The sequence below is a fragment of the Bacteroidia bacterium genome (genome assembly GCA_019695265.1).
Taxonomy (GTDB): Bacteria; Bacteroidota; Bacteroidia; order JAIBAJ01; family JAIBAJ01; genus JAIBAJ01.
In genome coordinates this window covers 42,664-63,121 of record JAIBAJ010000008.1, presented here as the reverse complement: position 1 = coordinate 63,121, position 20,458 = coordinate 42,664, and the positions used below count along the sequence as shown (strand labels likewise).

The 20,458-nt window shown below is 38.6% G+C and carries 20 protein-coding genes; 8 read left to right on the top strand and 12 right to left on the bottom strand.

Translation table 11 applies throughout. The features are described from left to right. Positions 1–161: 161 nt before the first annotated feature. The 6 genes from K1X82_02840 to K1X82_02815 are packed head-to-tail and all read right to left on the bottom strand — an operon-like array spanning position 162 to position 4,664. Positions 162–512: an MmcQ/YjbR family DNA-binding protein gene (locus K1X82_02840; GenBank protein MBX7181024.1), complete on the bottom strand. Its 351-nt coding sequence runs from the start codon at positions 510–512 to the stop codon at positions 162–164. Further along, positions 512–973: a hypothetical protein gene (locus tag K1X82_02835; protein ID MBX7181023.1), complete on the bottom strand. Its 462-nt coding sequence runs from the start codon at positions 971–973 to the stop codon at positions 512–514. The genes K1X82_02840 and K1X82_02835 overlap by 1 nt, the downstream gene beginning before the upstream one ends. Before the next feature lie 11 nt (positions 974–984). Then, entirely contained in the window at positions 985–1,941 is a 957-nt protein-coding gene (locus K1X82_02830; protein ID MBX7181022.1) for a hypothetical protein, read from the bottom strand. A gap of 7 nt (positions 1,942–1,948) precedes the next feature. After that, positions 1,949–3,250: an alkaline phosphatase family protein gene (locus K1X82_02825; GenBank protein ID MBX7181021.1), complete on the bottom strand. Its 1,302-nt coding sequence runs from the start codon at positions 3,248–3,250 to the stop codon at positions 1,949–1,951. A 6-nt stretch (positions 3,251–3,256) separates the two neighbouring features. After that, entirely contained in the window at positions 3,257–3,763 is a 507-nt protein-coding gene (locus tag K1X82_02820; protein ID MBX7181020.1) for a hypothetical protein, read from the bottom strand. Between the two features lie 10 nt (positions 3,764–3,773). Then, positions 3,774–4,664: a hypothetical protein gene (locus K1X82_02815; protein ID MBX7181019.1), complete on the bottom strand. Its 891-nt coding sequence runs from the start codon at positions 4,662–4,664 to the stop codon at positions 3,774–3,776. A gap of 131 nt (positions 4,665–4,795) precedes the next feature. Here K1X82_02815 and K1X82_02810 point away from each other — a divergent pair, with 131 nt between their 5' ends. Together K1X82_02810 and K1X82_02805 are read left to right on the top strand one after the other, a co-directional pair. Further along, positions 4,796–6,907, top strand: coding sequence for a SpoIIE family protein phosphatase (locus K1X82_02810; protein MBX7181018.1), 2,112 nt, complete (start codon positions 4,796–4,798; stop codon positions 6,905–6,907). Between the two features lie 97 nt (positions 6,908–7,004). Further along, positions 7,005–7,937: a polyprenyl synthetase family protein gene (locus tag K1X82_02805; protein MBX7181017.1), complete on the top strand. Its 933-nt coding sequence runs from the start codon at positions 7,005–7,007 to the stop codon at positions 7,935–7,937. Here the strand turns inward: K1X82_02805 and rnc are convergent. The 4 genes from rnc to K1X82_02785 all read right to left on the bottom strand — a co-directional run bounded on the left by rnc (position 7,934) and on the right by K1X82_02785 (position 11,088). Further along, positions 7,934–8,668, bottom strand: a complete 735-nt coding sequence (rnc, locus tag K1X82_02800) for a ribonuclease III (protein MBX7181016.1) — start codon at positions 8,666–8,668, stop codon at positions 7,934–7,936. The genes K1X82_02805 and rnc overlap by 4 nt on opposite strands. Before the next feature lie 7 nt (positions 8,669–8,675). Continuing rightward, a complete protein-coding gene (gene fabF / locus K1X82_02795) occupies positions 8,676–9,929 on the bottom strand; it encodes a beta-ketoacyl-ACP synthase II (protein MBX7181015.1) in 1,254 nt (417 codons plus the stop codon). A 14-nt stretch (positions 9,930–9,943) separates the two neighbouring features. Next, a complete protein-coding gene (locus K1X82_02790) occupies positions 9,944–10,180 on the bottom strand; it encodes an acyl carrier protein (protein MBX7181014.1) in 237 nt (78 codons plus the stop codon). A gap of 95 nt (positions 10,181–10,275) precedes the next feature. Then, positions 10,276–11,088, bottom strand: coding sequence for a DUF3825 domain-containing protein (locus K1X82_02785; protein MBX7181013.1), 813 nt, complete (start codon positions 11,086–11,088; stop codon positions 10,276–10,278). Between the two features lie 242 nt (positions 11,089–11,330). Between K1X82_02785 and K1X82_02780 the strand changes: the two genes are divergently transcribed. The 6 genes from K1X82_02780 (at position 11,331) to K1X82_02755 (ending at position 19,362) form a co-directional block, all read left to right on the top strand. Further along, positions 11,331–11,672: a septum formation initiator family protein gene (locus K1X82_02780; GenBank protein MBX7181012.1), complete on the top strand. Its 342-nt coding sequence runs from the start codon at positions 11,331–11,333 to the stop codon at positions 11,670–11,672. A 45-nt stretch (positions 11,673–11,717) separates the two neighbouring features. Beyond that, positions 11,718–15,554 carry a PKD domain-containing protein gene (locus tag K1X82_02775; protein ID MBX7181011.1) on the top strand — a complete coding sequence of 1,279 codons (3,837 nt, stop codon included), beginning with the start codon at positions 11,718–11,720 and terminating at the stop codon, positions 15,552–15,554. Between the two features lie 8 nt (positions 15,555–15,562). Then, complete coding sequence (locus K1X82_02770; protein MBX7181010.1) at positions 15,563–15,787, top strand: DUF3820 family protein; 225 nt, start codon at positions 15,563–15,565, stop codon at positions 15,785–15,787. Next, positions 15,784–16,164, top strand: a complete 381-nt coding sequence (locus K1X82_02765; protein MBX7181009.1) for an SRPBCC domain-containing protein — start codon at positions 15,784–15,786, stop codon at positions 16,162–16,164. Before K1X82_02770 ends, K1X82_02765 begins: the two co-directional genes overlap by 4 nt. Further along, positions 16,164–16,643: a hypothetical protein gene (locus K1X82_02760; GenBank protein ID MBX7181008.1), complete on the top strand. Its 480-nt coding sequence runs from the start codon at positions 16,164–16,166 to the stop codon at positions 16,641–16,643. The genes K1X82_02765 and K1X82_02760 overlap by 1 nt, the downstream gene beginning before the upstream one ends. 559 nt (positions 16,644–17,202) lie before the next feature. After that, the gene (locus K1X82_02755) at positions 17,203–19,362 is read left to right on the top strand and encodes a gliding motility-associated C-terminal domain-containing protein (GenBank protein ID MBX7181007.1); all 2,160 of its coding nucleotides are present in this window, start codon (positions 17,203–17,205) and stop codon (positions 19,360–19,362) included. A 353-nt stretch (positions 19,363–19,715) separates the two neighbouring features. On the opposite strand, the gene K1X82_02750 is transcribed toward K1X82_02755, so the two are convergent. Together K1X82_02750 and K1X82_02745 are read right to left on the bottom strand one after the other, a co-directional pair. Next, positions 19,716–20,045, bottom strand: a complete 330-nt coding sequence (locus K1X82_02750) for an iron-sulfur cluster assembly protein (protein ID MBX7181006.1) — start codon at positions 20,043–20,045, stop codon at positions 19,716–19,718. A gap of 1 nt (position 20,046) precedes the next feature. Continuing rightward, positions 20,047–20,457 (bottom strand): SufE family protein, encoded by a 411-nt coding sequence (locus K1X82_02745; GenBank protein MBX7181005.1) that lies wholly within the window; start codon positions 20,455–20,457, stop codon positions 20,047–20,049. Position 20,458: the final 1 nt, after the last annotated feature.

The window sequence follows — 20,458 nt, the reverse complement described above, 5'->3', positions numbered from 1 at the left end:
TAGTTTAGCAAAAATAGGGTTGGGCGGAGGGGGCCCGCATACTAAGAATTAAAAAAAATGAATTGTCCGGATAAAACTTGGAGCAAAACCTAATTATTAATCAAGTTTAAATTGAAACCAAGCGATTGAGTGTTAATTCCCAACAATCCGATAATCAGTTTTTACGAGGCATTTTCAACTTTCATACGCTCTTGTTTGCCTAGCTTTTCCAAAACCAATTGGTATGACTTTTTCACCAATTCCAATTGTTCTTGCTGCCCCAGATGTGCATCCATTTGAATAGAAACCCAATTGTAGCGTGCAAGGTAAGGTGCAGGACTTATCCCTGAAATTTGAATTAATTCTGCAAACTTTTCCTTCTCTACCTTAATTGCCAATTTAAAGGGAGGATCTAATGAGGCGATGCAAAACATCTTTCCTCCGATACAAAAACAAAGATCATTATCCCACTTAATATCTTCTGTAACACAAGGCAATGTAATACAGAAATTCCTTAAGGTTTCAATATCCATTAGGGTACAATGGTTAGCACCGATGAGGTAACTGTGTTACTTTTATTACCGGCTCTGTCAACCAAATAAATTGAAAAGGTTGTTGTTTCAGAACTTGAGGCCGGATCAACTAAAGAAATACTAGTTAAAAGGATGTTCACGCTTCCTTGAATTGGAATTTTGGCTCCCATTGGAGCTAATTCCTGCAATCGGTATTTATACGTAACATTATTCCGACTATCTGTTAGAAATAAATTATTGACAGAATCAATATTCTCTCCCAAATCTCCATCACCATCCCTGTAGCTTATTTTAAAGAGAATTGAATCTTCATATTGCCGGATGTTGCCGAATGGTGAAACACTTTCAAAACTAATACTAGGTATTTCGCTTATATCTTCCTTCTTTGAACATGAAAAGAAAATAGCCATAGCAATTATACCAAGGTATACTAACTTGTAATTACGTTTTATTTGAGTCATGCCTGGAACTATTAAGGTTGAATATAAAATGAAAAAAATGTTTTGTAAGGTAAATCCAAAGAATTGTAGGGGAATTCTGTATTTCCGACATGATCGCCATCGTTGGTATAAAATCGAAAATAAACAATATTACCCGAAGCAAACTGGTTGGTATTGATTGTAGCCATCAGGTATTTGTCTCCATTGGTTGGATTGGTGATAACAAATGCTTGAAATTCTTTATAGCCGGGAGCAGAACTTGAAAAATTATCTGCTTCAAAACTCATTTTAACTTTATTGTAGGTCAATTGATCCACAGAAGTGCTATCATCACTTACTACAAATATCAAATTCATAGTATAATTGGAAGGTACAATAAATGGATTGTAATATATACTGTCTATTCGGTTGTTGGTATTAGAAATAGTATTAAACTGAGGATCCGTTGCTATGTAATATTGAATATTGGGTTCGGAATTTGGGAATTGCGGTATATTTCCAAACATATCCTTAGCTCCTCCCATAATCCAAGCAGCAATCCGATCAATTTTATCACTTTCCATCGGCACCCCAATATTGTCTTGAGGCATTCGATCATTTTGGTTTACAAAGCAACAATTGGTAATTCGCTCATACAGAACTGATTTATTTTTATCAAAAGGAATAACTCGAAAAGCAAAACTGCTATCCGCGTTATTTTTGGTAATATGAGCGTAAACCAAGGTAGCATAGGAGCTTTCTAAAGAACGGAAATCCGGTTCAAACACACCGTCATGGCAACCGGGTTGTGCGCATTTAGGAACCAAAATATCACGGTGAATTGACACGAAAGAATTTGGGTCCAAGGTATCCACAGGTGTAGGTGGAGTGTGATAATCAACTTGATCGTATGGGTTTTCAGGCTTAGGATTCAACTCCTTCCAACAGCCCATTTGCATAACAGCTAACAAGGCAAAACCAATCGAAATAAATAATACTTTGTTTTTCATGGTATTGCTAATTGAAGGATTGTTCCAAAATTTGACCATCTAACATTCCACCGGGAATATCTGAATAAAAACCTAGAACCTTGGCAATGGTAGGCACCACATCAATTGTTTGTCCAACTTCAGTAGAAATAACCTGATTTTGAACTACTTTTCCGGCAGGTCCAGCGACCAAACAAAATATTTCCCTGCTCATGGCATCATTATTATGGTCTAGAGCATATCTTCCAAATGAATCCAACAAGGTATTGGGTTCTTGATTTCTACCATGTTCCGGAACAACGATTAAAACGGTATTATTTGCCATTCCCGGTGTAGTTTGAATGGTTTGCCACAAATGAGCCAAGGCATAATCAGCTTTTCTCATATTATCGCAATAAGCGGTAAAATTGGTATGCCCGATATCAACATCTTGCATGTTAACTACCAACAATTCAGGCTTAAATCGTTCAATTACCTTTTCAGCAAAAAACACATTAAACATATCTCCGCTCATTCCTGACGGAGAATTCCATGGATTATCGTATTGTCCGGCCAATGCTTCGGTGTAAGAATCTTGAATAAATTGATCCAACAGCATGGAGTCTTCGATGGCATTCGTAACCCCGGCGTCGCCTGAAGTAAAATTCTTTGAAAAATTATTATCACAGAAACTTCGAATCTTATTGATTTTATCGATTTCGCTGGTGTTAAAGTTCTTTGGATTACCGAGCACCTCATACCCGGAAGCAGAAATTACGGAACGGGGTTGAATATAATTTGCGCCAAATTCAGCACCATATCCGGGATAATTACTGAAATTCAAAGCGGGATAAGGCCCTAAGGAGTTTGAAATCCACCAAGCATTTAAGGCTGACATGGACGGGCTATTATGCTTGCGATAATATTCAAAAACGGTTGGATTGGAAGGCCTTTGTTTTAAGTTAACATCCACTAAATTATACTTACCTGTAAGTACTGCAGAATGTGCATTAAAATGGCCTGTTGCTCCAGCGGCATATCTAAACTCTTTATACAAGGTAGCCTGGGATTGCAAAACATTGGAAAACGGACTAGGCAAAGCAGACATCCCCGGGGCAATTTGAGGATTGATTGACTCCGAACCAAATAACGTATTCGGCATTAAATTTCCCTCGATCTTTTGGATACTTTCCAAATTTCTTACACCACCTGCAAACAAACAAAGTACAACATGATCGGCTATCCTGCTTCCGGTTGCGGCAAATAAGCGTCCTGAAGGTAAAATGTAAGGGACTGAAAATACACCTGCAGTTGCAAGTCCGGCCTTTTTAATAAAACTTCTTCTTTTCATTTTATTCTAGTAGTAGCGGTATTCATTCGAAGTCATCATAGAAAAATATACCAATTCAGGAGTAATGCCAGGATCCGAAATCAACAAGTTCTTTAAGTAATAAGCCTCATACTCATTTGGATGTCTGGCAAAAAACTTAATATAGCTCTGATCAATAAACTTATCTAAATCCGAATTCATATCTGTTGCCGAAGGAATGGTGTTTCCGGATTGATTAAGAAAATTGCGGATAACCAATTGTTCTATTAATTTTTGATCTCCAAAAGCACTATAAGCGGCTTGGAGCTTAACTAATTCCGAATGAGGAATGGTAGTACCGAAAATATCGGAATAGGCAATGGAAATAAACTCCGTGGTTGATTTTACATTTTCTTTATTTGCCCCTGTCCGGCTGATTGTTACATCGGTTACCCCATAAATATAGGCCGTTTCCTTTCTACAAGATTGATTCAAAAAGGAAATAAAAAGTACAAATAATATCCGGTGGAGATTTAATTGTGTCAGTGTTTTCATTTTCTACCAGTTACTTTAAACCAACATATTCATCCAATGCCAAAATCTGCTTTTGCAATTCTTTAAAATCACCTGTACTCTTGTAAGGGACAGCCAATTGCACCGTTTCCTCAGAGCTTGGATCCCGAAATAAATACCGTTGATACAAATCGCGCACTTGTCCTTGATAATAATCTGATGATTGAAAAAAGAAAATATTCAGGTAATCCATTTTACTACTTCCAACTTGAAAAAACAAGGTTCCGCTGAAACCATCAACCATTTTCGACCCACCAAACAATTCTGAATCAGAAGGATCTCTGAACAAAAAATGCTCAAAACTGGAAGTAACAAAATTATAAGTACCCATATTTAATTGGTCATAAAAATAATTATTGATACACCATTTATGCATTTTAGCTACCCCGAATGGTTGATCCATTTCCAAATTAGATGGAATTTTCATCATGGAATCCAACCTAACAATCTCCTTGGTCAATTGGGCGGCATAAGCGGCATATTCCGGCTGACTTAAAAGAAATTCAAACAATGCCTTATTACCACTAATCTCAGCGGTATCTAAATCATTCAATAACTCTTGCCTTGCTAAGGAATAAAGATGAGGATAATACTCAGACTTTGCCTGCACCTGATCCAGGAAAGCCAATCGACTGGAAACACTTAAATTCCCTTGATTAATTATTTCTAAACCTTGGTCCAATTCCAAATCTGTGGGCTTCCTACCTAAAACACTGATATAAACTTTGTTAACATAGGTCTGCATGGTCACCTCCGAAATAGTGTTATCGGGAGGAGCAACATTGTTGGGGATTAGCTCTTCTTCATATTTCTTACAAGAACTCATGCTAAGCGATAGCAACAGGACCGAGAGTAAAACCTGGAATCTTAAACGAATAAACATGGAACGAAAATACAAAATAACCACAAACTTTATTATAAATAATCTGTCCAAAATATCACAACCCAATAAATTCCTTTACAAATGAAACCAAGTTAAAAAAAATTAGTTAAGGTCAACCTCACTTCAAACCTGTGAATCCGAAGAAAATATTCATTTTACTTCTATGTTTTTATTTGCTTAGTCCAACTTGGGCTTACCCATTCGCACCTTCTCCGAAATCAGGTTCTAACCCGACTGAAAATTCACTCCTTACGAGTACCATGTATTGGGAAGATTCAAGTGGACTTACAACTTTTACCGATGCCATTCAACAATTTGAAAATGGAAAATTCCAACCGATAAAATGCCCCATGCAAAATTTAGGATTTTCCCATTCAAGCTTTTGGATGAGAGTTTCCATAAATTACCCATTCGAAAATCAGGCAAATTATTTCCTGGAAATTTCAAGACCCACAACCAATGAAATAACTGTTTTTACAAGAAATCAATCTAATAATTGGGAACACTTAACATTAGGAGATGCTTTACCTTACCCCGACAGTCTCCATTTCTCCAAACCCAATGTCTTTCAAATTAGGCTTTTACCTCATTCTGAAAATACAATTTACATTCGAATTAAACCCAATGGTGATATTGCATTAGTAGGGGCCAATTTATATTCTTCCGAGGACTATAATCGCCATGAGCTAAAAGAACAAATCTTTTTAGGAATATTCTTTGGAATAATGGTATTTGCCATTTTTTCAAACCTTTTCCTTTTCTATACTTTACAAAATCGCTCCTATCTATGGTATGTGTTCTATGTAATTTCAATTGTTATTCTTCAAATTTCTTTGGAAGGCTATAATGCTACTCTGTTTTTCAAATTCAGCTCTTTGATTGCAGATCGCAGTATCATTATTTTAACTTCTGCCACCATCCTGTTTGTATTATTATACACCAAAAAGTTCTTAAATTTATGTACCCTCACTAACCGTTGGCCATCCAGGCTGGTAGATGGTTCAATGGTAATTACAGTGTTAGGTTCACTGTTTTCCTTTGGAAACGACTTTTGGTTTTTACTAGGATTAATACTGGTAAACACATCCGGATTATCCTCGATGATTGCTATTGTCTATTCCCTAGTTGCCAGCAGAAGAGAAAACAGAAAAGGGAATATGTATTTCTATGCCGCTTTTGCCAGTTTATTTGTAGGTACTATCATTTTCGTTTTAGCAAATTCAAACTTAATTCCCCTTAACTTCTTAACCTATAATAGCCTAAAAATTGGAAATGCTATTGAAGTAATATTCCTTTCCTTGTCCATGGCAGAACAATTTTCATTGGTACAAAAAGAAAAAGAGATGGCCCAGGAAGAAGCCCTTGAAAAATTACAAGAAATAAATAGAATTACCGACCAGGTGAATGTGCGTTTAGAAATTGAAGTTGCTCAGCGAACCAAGCTTCTAAACAAACAAAATTTAGATTTAGAACAGAAAAACAAAGATATTACCGATTCTATTCTTTACGCCGCAACTCTTCAACGAAGTATGATGCCGGAATGGGAAATATTGTCATCTGTTGTTCATGATTCCTTTTTGTTAAATCTTCCAAAAGATATTGTAAGCGGTGATTTTTATTGGGTAGGAATCCATTCGAACAAAATCTACTTTGCTATTTCAGATTGCACAGGTCATGGTGTACCGGGAGCATTTATGTCCATTTTAGGTGTTGATATTTTTGATAGACAGCTTAAAAATGAAACTGCCCCAACCATCGACGCTATGCTTGAAGAGTTAGACCTTAATTTGTCAGCAGTTTTTAAAGGCAATTCCAACCTTGAAATTCATGAACATGGAATGGATGTGGCTTTGTGTTGCTATGATTCATCCACCAAAATTTTGGAATTTGCCGGTGCCGGTCGACCTCTCTACCTGGTTAAGGAATCAGGTGAAGTAGAGCGATTTAACGGAAACAAACGTTCCATTGGCAGCAAAAGGCTACAAAACATCCCTTTTGAAAAGACAGCCATTCCTATTGAAAACAAGGTCTGGGTTTATCTGCAATCCGATGGTTATACAGATCAATTTGGAGGGGAATTCAATAAAAAAATCCAGAGAAAGGAATTTGAAAAATTTTTAGTTGAGATCCATAAGTTAAGCGGAAGAAAACAAAAGGAACATTTCTACAATAATTTTTTAAACTGGAAAAGAGAATACGATCAAATTGATGATATAATGGTCATGGGAGTTCAGTTATCATAGAAAAATTTCTAAACGTATTGGAAACTAGTTTAATTGGTTCTACCTTCGCCCTCAATTGTTAACATTAGACCAAATAAAGGCTCCTATTGCTTCCGAAATGGACGAATTTGAAGTTCGGTTTCGGGACAACATGCGTAGTTCCGTGCCTTTACTTGATACAATTACCCATTACATTGTAAAAAGAAAAGGGAAGCAAATGAGACCCATGTTTGTTTTTCTCTCTGCCAAACTATGTGGAGGGTTTAATGATTGTTCCTATCGGGCTGCTACTCATATCGAACTTTTGCATACAGCTACATTAGTTCATGACGATGTAGTTGATGATAGTAATTTACGTCGTGGCTTTTTTAGTATAAATGCACTTTGGAAAAATAAAATAGCTGTTTTAGTCGGAGATTATTTGTTATCCAGGGGATTGCTTTTAAGTGTCGGCAATAACGACTATCACTTGCTCCAAATAACCAGCAACTCCGTCAGAGAAATGAGCGAAGGTGAGCTTCTTCAAATTGAAAAGGCTCGCAGATTAGATATTACAGAAGACATTTATTTTGAAATTATTCGTAAAAAAACCGCTACCCTAATAGCTTCATGCTGTGCTTGTGGTGCGGCTTCCGTAACTGAAGATGCTGAAAAAATTGAGCTGTTACGACATTTTGGCGAGTTGGCAGGTATGGCTTTTCAAATAAAAGACGACCTCTTTGATTATGAAAATCACAATAAAACTGGCAAGCCAACCGGGATTGACATTAAGGAGAAAAAAATGACATTGCCATTAATCTACGCTCTTAACAATAGCACTAATCAAGAAAAGCGTAAGATTATCAATATTGTTAAAAACCACAACAACGATAACATCAAAGTAAAACAAGTTATCGAATTTGTTATTTCAAAAGGTGGAATTACTTATTCAACCTCCAAAATGAATGATATTAAAAATCAAGCATTGGCCATTTTGATGAACTTTCCGGAAGGCCAAATTCGTGATTCTTTAGCCGGACTGGTTGAATATACTATAGGAAGAGATATTTAATCCGGCATCCCTTTCTCCTGTAAAATCTCTATACTTTTTTGTGCAGCAATTTGTTCAGCCTTCTTCTTGGCTATGTCCATTCCCTTACCTAACCTCTCACCATCATAATATACTTCAATTACGTAATGCTTTACTTTCTTTTGCATTACCTCATCGACTACTTCATATCGTAATTCTTTTTTTTGCTTTTGGGCCAATTCAAGCAAACGACTTTTATAATTATTGTCCATGGCTTGTATTTGATCCAAATCAATATGATTGCGAATGATACGATTTAGGATAAACAATTTAGTAGAATCATAACCCAAGTCTAAATAAATGGCACCAATCAATGCTTCAAAACCATCACCATACATTGATTTTTGTCTGGAACCACCTAAATTGCTTTCAATCAGGTTACTTATTCCCATTTTAACTGCCAATTTATTCAGGTTTTCCCTACTTACCATTCTACTTCTCATTTCTGTCAGAAAGCCTTCGTCCTTAAAAGGGAATTTTTTAAACAGGAACTCGGCAACCACTGCACCTAAAATGGCATCCCCCAAATATTCCAGCCTTTCATTGCTGATTTTAACGCCATCTTTGACTTCAACTGCAGCAGATCGATGCGTAAAGGCCAGTTTAAATAATGAAATATTCTTTGGATAAAATCCAAGAAGATTTTTTAAAGAAATATAAAGTTTTTTGTCTGGGGAAAAATAAGCTTTAAGAATTCCGGGCAACAACTTCATGCAACAACTAAGGGAGGAATTTTCTAAAAACTACAGAAGCATTGTGCCCTCCAAAACCAAAGGTATTAGATAAGGCGGCATTAACTGTTCTTTTTTCCAATTTATTGAAAGTGAAATTCAATTTTGAATCCAATTGAGGATCATCGGTAAAATGATTAATTGTAGGAGGAACAATATCATTTTTTACAGCCAAGATAGAAGCAATGGCTTCAATTGCGCCAGCAGCACCTAATAAATGTCCAGTCATGCTTTTTGTACTTGAAATATTCAATTTATAAGCATGTTCACCAAAAACTTTTTGAATTGCTTTAGTTTCGGCAACGTCACCAAGTGGTGTAGATGTTCCATGAACATTCACATAATCAATTTCACTGGCTTGCATTTCTGCATCTTCCAAGGCACTACGCATCACATTTAAAGCCCCCAATCCTTCCGGATGCGGTGCTGTAATATGATGAGCATCTGCACTCATTCCACCACCAACTATTTCAGCATAAATTTTGGCACCTCTAGCCAGTGCCGAATCCAAACTTTCCAATATTACAACCCCTGCACCTTCACCTAGCACAAATCCATCTCTATCCAAATCAAATGGACGAGATGCAGTGGAAGGACTATCATTTCGGGTTGAAAGGGCGTGCATGGCGTTAAAACCACCAACTCCCGCTTGATTAACTGCTGCTTCTGAACCGCCTGTTACAATCATATCGGCCTTACCTAATCGAATGTAGGTAAAGGCATCTATCATGGCGTTGGTGGAGGAAGCACAAGCAGAAACTGTAGTAAAATTTGGACCTCTAAAACCGTATTTGATAGAAATATGACCTGCCGAAATGTCGGCAATCATTTTAGGTATGAAGAAAGGGTTAAACCTTGGCGTACCATCACCTTTTGCAAATTCAACACATTCATTGTAGAATGTTTCTAGACCGCCAATTCCGGAACCAAAAATCACCCCAACTCGATCAGGGTTAATTTTAGTTAAGTCAATACCGGAATCTTTGACAGCCTCATCTGCTGCAACTAAAGCATAATGTGTACACGGATCTAATTTCCTTGCTTCTTTCCGATCAAAGAAATCGTTTGGATCAAAACCTTTAACCTCACAGGCGAATTGGGTTTTAAACTTGGATGCATCAAATCTGGTTATAGGACCAGCACCACTTGTACCGGCAATTAAGTTCTCCCAGTACAATGGTGCCGAATTTCCAATAGGAGTTAATGCTCCTATTCCAGTTACTACAACCCTTTTTAACCGCATGGGCTCCTGAAGGCTTACTTAACGTTTTTCTCGATATAATCTATGGCTTGACCTACTGTTGCAATATTTTCAGCTTGGTCATCAGGAATAGCAATATTAAATTCCTTTTCGAACTCCATGATTAACTCAACTGTATCAAGTGAATCAGCACCCAAATCATTGGTAAAGCTTGCTTCCAGAGTTACTTCTTTTTCGTCTACACCTAGTTTATCAACGATAATGGCTTTAACGCGTGATGCAATATCAGACATTGTTTTGAAATTTTATTGTTTCGGGCAGCAAAGAAAGCAAAATTTATTCTTGATTCAATATTTTGTTTTCCACAACCTCAAGTGTTAACAAAGATTTATGGTTTTAACCAGTCGCTTTGTGGTTTTGCAATTAATCTGGCATTGTTATACGCCATTTTCAAAGTTAAACAGGTTCTGGCAGTGTAAGTGCGATCAGTAACCCGATGGGCCACCATGGCTAAGGAAGGTTCAGAAGATCCCGGATTTAAATTAAGTGGCAACAATAATTGAATTTTACCATCATAAAATTGTGGAACCGCCATGAGATAGTTCTTTTTAACCCGTTTCTTCACCTCATCCACTGCTCCCATTATTTGCCAACGTATCTCGGCCTCTCCCAACGATTGCAAAGTAGAAGGAAATCTTGAAATATTATCTTTAATAATATTATCAATATCCGGAATTAATTCACAATTTGGATTGAAAACCAAAAATTCCGGTCTGTCAAAATAATTGGCGCAGACAGGCAAATTCCCAGAAAAGTACTTCAATAAAACCGGATCACTCTTTTTCAAAAATGCCTTAAAACAATAAGGTGTATTAAACTCAGGTCTCGGATTCTTATATTCTTCAAAAAAAGCATAAATATCCTCCAGGTTTTCTGTTACCAAACCAGTATTAAAACAAGCCCAAACATTATCCGAAGTAAAAGCAATCTTCTTTTCATATTGCAACCTCCTGAAGGTGAATTCAAGATAATTTTTCAAAACACTATATGACTTTAACGCAGAATCTGAAAAATCCCAATCCTCCTTATCTGCTAAATTTTCTGCTAAATAAGCTATCCCACTATCAAAATTTGGAAATACTGCGAATCGAAATAATTGGGAAGTGTAAGTGGTTTTTTGAATGGGAGAAACTGGTTCCATATTGAAAATAATGCTTTGAATTTTATTCTGACCTAGCTAATTAAATAATCTTGAAATAGTTGATTTTAACCCTGTTAATTCATTGTTCCGTCTTTGCAAAGGTAGTTAATTAATAAACCTTCAAACACTTTTCAATAATTTTTATGCCGAATTTAATCTACCTGAAATTATCACCAAAAACCTGTTTATATATTCAGCTCCAGGAATCTACCTTAACCCATACTTTTACGTATTATTGCACAATGCGGCAATGGATTCTTAATAAATACTTGATTTGTTTCCTTATTTTTTTGGTTTGGATGACTTTTTTCGACCGAAATAATTTCATTTACCAACATGAAAACAGAACACAACTTCAAGTTATGGAACAGGAACGACAATATTATGAAGATCAAATAAAGGAAAACGAAAAAGAACTTCAGGAATTGCTTACCAACAAAGAAACTCTGGAAAAATTTGCAAGAGAAAAATACCTGATGAAAAAAGACAATGAAGAAATTTTTGTCATCCTCAAAGAAGAAAAAGTAATTAATAAATCCTGGTGGGAAAAGTTTAAAGATCGCGTTGTTTCCATTTTTGGTTAAGATTTCATAGAACCTAATCGAATTTTGCTTTCCTTTGTTATGAAAATGAAACTTATTAAGGTTCTTCTCTGTGCATTTCTTTATAGCAGCCTTGGGTTTTACGCAAAGGCTCAATGCAACCTACAATTAATCCGACAAACCTTTACAAATGCCGGTTGTGTTGAATTAACTACCTGCCAGGACGCTTGCAGCCTTTATTTTATTCTTCCTCAACAAATGTCTGGAAGTGCGGCTCAAGCATTCGCCCAAAATTTAGGCACTAACCTTACTTCCATTGAAAGTGCAGCCGAAAATACCTGTATTCTCAACAACCTCAATACCCTCGGTTACGGTGGGGTAATTTGGATAGGTTTTAATGATATCACGAATGAAGGTTCCTTTACCTGGTTTGATCAGGCAAATGTCGGTTATACCAATTGGGCTTCCGGTGAACCAAACCAATCTGGAAATGAAGATTGTGTTCAAATTTATGCAGATGGCTCCTGGAACGATTTAGACTGCAATTCCAATAATAGCAAAAGTGTAATTGAAGTTAATTTATGCCCTCAAACAACAATTACTCCTAACCCTGCCAGCGCTAGTGTATGTATTGGAAACTCCGTTACCCTTACAGCCGCAACTATTCTAGGATCCCCGCCTTACAACTATACCTGGTCTCCGGCAACCGGTCTAAATACCACCTCAGGATCAACAGTCATTGCCTCCCCTACTACTACCACGACCTATACAGTTACTATGACTGATCGGTATGGTTGTACCAGCATTCAATCTCTAACAGTTGCTATTAATCAACCCTTCCCCAATGCAGGTTCCGATAATTCAATTTGCGCAGGAGCTTCCTACAATATTAACGCTAGCGGGGGTGTTTCTTATTCCTGGTCTCCGGCAACCGGTCTAAGCTCAACCTCCATCCCTAATCCTGCAGCCAGCCCGGCTAATACCACCACTTACACCTTAACCGCAACAGATGCTTTTGGTTGTACCGCAACCGACGATATTACTATTACTGTTAATCCTCTTCCTTTAGCCGATGCAGGAACCGATGCTGCTATTTGTCAAAACGCGTTGGCCTTTTTGAATGGTAGTGGAGGTGGTACCTATGTATGGTCGCCGGGAACCGGCCTTTCCAACCCGGGTATAGCATCGCCTACCGCCAGCCCTTCTTCAACTACAACCTATACCTTAACAGTCACCGATGCCAATGGTTGTGTCAATACAGACCAACTTGTTTTAACTGTCAACCCTTTGCCTAATGCTAATGCCGGTTCTGACCAATCCATTTGCAATGGCGCTAATGCTAATTTACAAGCCTCCGGAGGAGTTAGCTATTCCTGGAGTCCCGGCGCTACATTATCGGCTAATAATATCTCCAATCCGGTTGCAAGCCCACTCGTAACTACTCTATATACCGTTATTGTAACTGATGGAAATAACTGTAGCGCAACCGATGATATAACCATTACCGTTAATACCCTACCTTCTGCCAACGCCGGATTGGATCAATCCATTTGTTTGGGTGGTTCTACTGGCCTATCTGCTACAGGAGGACTAAGTTTTTCTTGGTCTCCGACAACAGGCTTAGACAATGCTTTAATTTCAACCCCAAACGCCAGCCCAAATGCTACTACAACCTATACTGTTACCGTTACCGATGGAAACAACTGCTCTAATACCGATGATGTAATCATAACTGTAAACCCTTTACCTAATGCCAATGCAGGTGCAGACGCAACTGCTTGCTTAAACTCCATCTTTGTCATGGGTGCTTCAGGTGGCTCCAGTTATGTTTGGTCTCCTGTTACCGGATTGAGTGACCCAAATAGTGCTGCTCCGGTTGCAACACCTCCAGGTACTACCACCTATACCGTTTCGGTTACAGATGCCAATGGCTGTGTAAATACCGACCAAATGACACTAACCATCAATCCTTTGCCCACCCCTAACGCAGGTTCGGATCAGGCAATTTGTTTAGGTCAATCTGCCAACCTTTCTGCAAGTGGTGGATTAACCTATGCTTGGTTACCTGCTGCTACTTTGGATAATCCTTCCATAGCTAATCCGGTTGCCACTCCCGGAACTACCACTACTTATACCGTTACTGTTACCGATGCTAATAATTGCCTAGGAAGTGATGATATCCTGATAACTGTAAATCCATTACCACCGGCTGATGCAGGACCGGATGAAGCTATTTGCCTCGGCAGTTCTGTAAACCTTGGAGCAGGTGGCGGAATAAGTTATTCTTGGAACCCTACAACAAATTTGGACGATCCCTCCATTTCAAACCCCAATGCAAATCCAACTACCAATACAACCTATACCGTTACTGTGACGGATGCCAATGGTTGTGTAAATACGGATGATGTAGATATTACTATTAATCCTCTGCCAACAGCAAATGCCGGAAATGATGCTTCTATTTGTTTTGGAAATACTATAACTCTTAATGCTTCTGGCGGAATCCTTTACCAATGGAGCCCAGCAATAGCTCTTTCCAATGCCAACATCTCCAACCCTGTGGCAAGCCCTGCCGGAAGTGTAACCTATACCGTCAATGTTACCGATAACAATGGCTGCCAAAATACCGATATGGTAATCATTACTGTTACCCCCCCACCTGCCGCGAATGCTGGTATTGACCTGGAAATTTGTTCCGGTGAAACCATTGGTATTCAAGGCTCTGGAAATGGTAACACGTTTAGCTGGTCTCCTGCAACCGGTTTAGATGATCCCAACTCTCCTTCCCCTCAGGCAAATCCAACTTCAACTACCAATTATGTTTTGACAGTAACAGACATTAACAACTGTACCAGCACCGACCAAATGGTTTTACAAGTAAACCCTGTACCTTTTGTTAACTTTAGTGTCTCTGAACCCTGCTTAAATTTCCCTTCTGCTTTCACTAACCTATCCACTGTTGCCACCGGTGCAATTATTAATTACAATTGGGATTTTGGCGACGGTTCCCTATCCAGCGATAATAGTCCTGTTTACACCTACCAGGCTCCCGGCTCTTACACGGTTAACCTGGAAGCTACTACCGACCAAGGCTGCCAACACGATACCACCTTAACAGCCATTGTTAATCCCTTACCTGAAGTTTCTTTTACTGCTGAACCAATTACAACTGGCTGTATTCCCTTAGATGTCAATTTTACCAGTACCAGCACCATCCTAACTGGTAGCATAGCTTCCCTGCAATGGAACTTGGGAAATGGGGCATTACCTTCAGGAGATGTAGTAAGTACAACCTATAATTTGGCCGAAAATTTCACAGTAAGCTTAACTGCCACCTCCGACAAAAATTGCTCTGCCTCTCTTGTTCTTCCGAATACGGTGCAAACTTCCCCTAAACCTTCTGCATTTTTTACAGCCCAACCCAATCCGGCCGATATCCTAATGGACCCCATCGTGCTTTTCCAAGATTCTTCACAAGGTGATTCCTTAACCTGGCAATGGAATTTTGGAGACGGTGGTGGTGATACCATACAAAATCCTTTCCATGCCTATTCCGATACCGGCTTTTTTAATGTCTACCTTACTGTAACTAATTCGTTTGGTTGTTCAGACCAAATTATGCGACAGGTTTATGTAAGTCCTGCATTTACCCTGTATATCCCAAATGCTTTTACAGTTAACCAGGATAGAGTTAATGAAACCTTTAAACCCAAAGGCATTGGTATTGCTTCCTACGAAATGGTAATTATGAACCGATGGGGCGGAATTGTATTCCGTACCAGAAATATTGAAGAAGGATGGGACGGAACCCTTAGGGATACCGGATCTGATTTAAAGCAAGATATGTATACCTATCAAATCAGTATCAGAGACATGCGAGACTACCCTCATCTTTTCCGAGGAACCGTGATGCTTTTTAGGTAATTTTTATCATGGAACCCATCTTACCCAATTCCGAATTACTAGTACAATTGGTCAAAACCCCTATGCCTTTTGGAAAATACCAAGGTCGACTTATATGCGATTTACCGGTTTCATATCTCGAATGGTTTAATAGAAAAGGCTTCCCTCCAGGTAAGTTAGGGATGATGCTTCACACCATATATGAAATAAAACTTAATGGACTTGAGCAATTGCTCACCCCTTTGAAAAAATGAAAAATTTTAAAAAATACTATCTATTAAATGCCAGCCCGGAGGAAGTTTATATCGCTTTCACTAACCCCTTAACCATCGAATTGTGGACCAACCAAAAGGCTGTTATGCCATCTGAACCCGGACAAGAATTTTCATGGTTAGATGGCAATATTACAGGCAAAAATATTCATTTTGTCCCCAACAAAGAACTTGTTCAAACCTGGGATTTTGGCGATGAAACCGAATCAAAAGTCATACTGCGTTTCCACGAACATAAAAAAGGTACGTCCATTGAACTTCAACATACCAATATTCCCGACGAAGCTTACTCTGATATGGTCGAAGGATGGGATGATGTAATTTTCGGTAACCTGGAAGAATACTTCGCTGATCTGTAATGGAAGCTGTTAAACTTGGAGAAATAAAAAAAGAACTTAGTCAGCGCGATCCGCAGGAACTGGTTGAACTTTGCCTGAAAATTTCTAAATACAAAAAAGAAAATAAAGAACTTCTCATTTACCTTCTTTTTGAACAAGACCACGAATCCGGTTATATCATTAAAGTAAAAGAAGAAATCGACTTAGCATTCTCCGAAATTAATAAATCTAGTTTTTATTATGCTAAAAAAGGTGTTAGAAAAGCCTTGCGTATTACTCAAAAACATATCAAATATTCAGGAATTAAAACTACAGAAATCGAACTTTTTGCACATTTCTTAACGAATTTCAAGTTCCTTTCCCGCTATTTTCCTAAATCTATGGTTTGGGAAAAATTGAATGAAACTATTCTGAAAAAAATTGAAAAAGCGCTACAGCAGCTTCATCCCGATTTACAGCATGACTATGATGATCTCCTTCAAAGTCTGGTAAAGAAATAGAATCATACGCCATAAAGTTTAGGCCGTCTTACTTTATTTGTCCAAAAACTTCCCCAACTCGATGGATGAGTTTTTGAATACAATTTGGCGGGCCCCCTCCGCCCATTTTCTTCCTGCAAAATTCAGTTTGCCTGCATGGGCGTTCGGGTCACGCTATCGGCTGTAGTCCTCGTCCCCCTAGGCTAACGCCGTCGGGGTCCTGTGGGCTACTTGCCTCTATCGTTGCCCGAGGTGCAAACCCAAAATAGTGGTACTATTACCTATAAATTGCTAATCCCGCCTACAATAAATCCATAATAAGTAAGCCGTTCTCCTGTTTTCAAAATTCCATTTCAATAGTATACCCAATTTTTTAACAAAAGGCTAACAATCAGGTTAAGACTCTACTAGTCAGCTATTTAAAATGAATAATAAACTGCCTGGCATTAATTTCCAGGTCAAAAAAGCATGAAAACTGAATGGTTAAGTTAAAATTTCCTACAAAAGAATTCAATTTGATAAAAAATACCAATTAGATAATCAATTAATTACGATTTTTGTTAGCAATAGGTAAACTCCTTTGAAAAAATTCGCTTTCCTTTTTGTTTTGCTAAGCATGCCTTTTTACCTGCTGGCTACGCATATTGTTGGAGGCGAAATTTATTACACCTGTTTAGGGAATAATGAATATGAAATTACACTCAAGGTGTACCGAGATTGTATTAACGGACAAGCCCCTTTTGACAATCCGGCTTATTTAACAATTTATGACGGATCCAACTTAAGCACCCCCTTTTTGAATCCATCTTTAACGGAGGTTGATAGTATTTCAGTTCCTGTCATAATCAACAACCCTTGCTTGCAGGCTCCGCCCAATATTTGTGTTAGGGAAGCTACCTACAAATACATTGTTACTTTACCACCCAATGCTGCCGGTTATTTTATCAGTTATCAACGTTGTTGTAGAAACAATTCCATTCTGAACCTAACAGCACCCGGCGATCAAGGTAGTACCTACATGTGTTTTGTACCACCTCAGAGCTTGGCATCTTGCAATAGCAGTCCACGGTATAATGAATTTCCGCCCATCGCATTGTGCGCCGGCGAACAGCTAATTTTTAACCATTCCGCAACCGACCCGGATGGTGATTTGTTGGTGTATGAATTATGTGATGCCTACCAAGGTGCCAACTCAACCGATCCTTATCCAACCACCGCACCGGCACCGGCTTATCCTTTTGTCAATTATGGCTTTGGTTATTCTGCAAGCTTCCCTATGCCATCCAGTCCTGCTTTGGCAATTGACCCTAATACAGGTGTATTAACTGTAACACCCTCGCAGGTTGGACAATATGTGGTTGCCGTTTGTGTTAAAGAATATAGAAATGGGCAATTAATCAGTACCAATAAGAGGGATTTTCAATTCAATGTAGTTAATTGTACAACCAATGTTATTGCAGCTATTCCGGATCAAACCAGTTTTTGTTTGGGTAGAAATGTCAGCTTTTCCAATAGCAGTGTCAACTCCACCTTTTACCACTGGGATTTTGGTGTTACCAATTTAACAGACGATACTTCCAATTTGGAAACCCCCTCCTATTCATACCAGGATACCGGAACCTATCAAATCTCCTTAATTGCAAATCCGGGGTGGCCTTGTGCAGATACTGCCATTTTAGATTATGTTGTAAAAGAATATTTGGAGGCAGATATACCTTCTGTGGAAAGTCAATGCTTCAATGGCAATGATTTTAGTTTTCAAGCAGGAGGAGTATTTCAGAGTTATTCAACCTTTTCCTGGAATTTTGGCGCTTCGGGTAATCCTAGTACAAGTACATTAAAGGATCCAACCGATATTAGTTTTAATGCGGCAGATACGTTTCGGGTATTTTTAACCATTGAATCAGATGGTTGTTTTAGCACCGACAGCCTGGATGTGATGTTATACGAAAACCCGATTTCATCCTTTAACTTAATTCCCCAAACCGGTTGTGCACCATTCAAGGTAAACTTCACCAATACCAGCCAATATGAATTTGGTTTGGATTATTTATGGGATTTTGGAGATGGCAGAGTTTCTACCCAAACTGACCCATTTAACATTTTCAGCGATCCGGGACAGTACACCGTAAGTTTAACCGTTATGTCGGATTTTGGTTGTAAAGATACGGTAATGAATACAGCCATTAATTTAATAACTGTTTTACCCACACCAACTGCCATGCTGGAAGTTGACACCTTAACAGCATCCCAATTTGATCCCGAATTTAATTTCCAGGATATTTCAAGCGGTTCGGTTGATTGCAGGCTGGAGTTTAGTACCGGCGTCATGGTGGATACCTGTGATTTAAAATATAGGTTTGAAGGCGATACCGGCGCCATCGTGGTAAAACAAATTGTAACCAATGATTTGGGATGTCCGGATGTAAATTACGTTTACCTCTATATTCAGCCTGAGTACGTTTTTTATATACCCAATAGTTTCACCCCGAATGGCGACAAAATGAATGAAACATTTAAACCGGTGGGAATGGGAGCCAAAGAATTTAAGATTGAGATATACAATCGTTGGGGGGAACTGGTTTTCAGATCGAACAATTTTAATGAAGGCTGGGACGGTACTTACCGTGGTCAGGACCTGGGAACTTGTCCGAGCGATGTATATGCCTATAAGCTATACTTATACGGTGTAGACCTTGAAACGAGGTTATTTTATGGTCATGTTACCTTAGTTAGGTAAGGCCGAAGCAAAAGCATTTCAGGTAAATATTTGCATATCCTAATTGCACTTATACAGATTAGCTTTCGGTGAAAGTTAAGTCAATCATACCTTGCACTTTCCCCCAGGGTAGGGATAGAAGTGGAAAGCCCACAGACAACCGCGGCGTTAGCCAAGGTTGGCGAGGACTTGGAACGGATAGCCCGACCTGAGCCTTATAAAATTATGGATGAAATGCTTAGTTGTGCGAAGGGACCCGCCAAATAATAAAAAAATAAAATAATAAGGAAGGAGAAATACAGGTGAAGTAGAAAGGAAATTTAAGCGAAAGACTAGTATTAACCGGAGAAAATGCAAAAATTAATCCCCAAAAACTACATAAAGCCTAGTTCAACTTTGGCCACATCGCTCATAAAATCCTTTTCCCAGGAAGGTTCAAAAGTTATGGTAACCTTGGCCGAACGTAGCCCTTCAATTTCGCGCAGTTTATCTTCCACCTCGGGCGGCAATGTTTCAGCCACAGGACAAGAAGGCGAAGTTAGGGTCATTAGGACATCCAAATTTTTGTCATCGTCTATTTTAATTTCATAGATGAGGCCTAATTCCCAGATATCGACCGGAATTTCGGGATCATAGCAGGTGCGAAGAACGTCCAGCACTTTTTCGACCATTACACTATCTTTCGAATCAATTATAGCGGGCATTTTAGCAATGTTTTAAGGCAAAGGATTTCATGAGGTTAATCATGCTTACCAAGCCATTGGAACGTGTAGGAGATAAATGTTCTTTCAAACCGATTTGGTCAATAAAATCCGTATTTGAAAGCGCAATCGTTTGGGGAGATTCCCCATTAAAAACGGAGATGAGCAAAGCAATTATACCTTTGGTAATGATGGCATCGCTATCGGCAGTAAAAAAAACTAATCCATTGGAATAAGAAGCATCGATCCATACCCGGCTTTGGCATCCCTTCACCAACTTATCGTCGGTTTTCAGGTTGGGACTAATGAGGGGTAAATTTTTACCAAGATCAATGATATACTCGTATTTACCTTCCCAGTCATCAAACAGGGCGAAATCTTCAATTAATGCTTGCTTTTTGGCTTCAATGCTCATA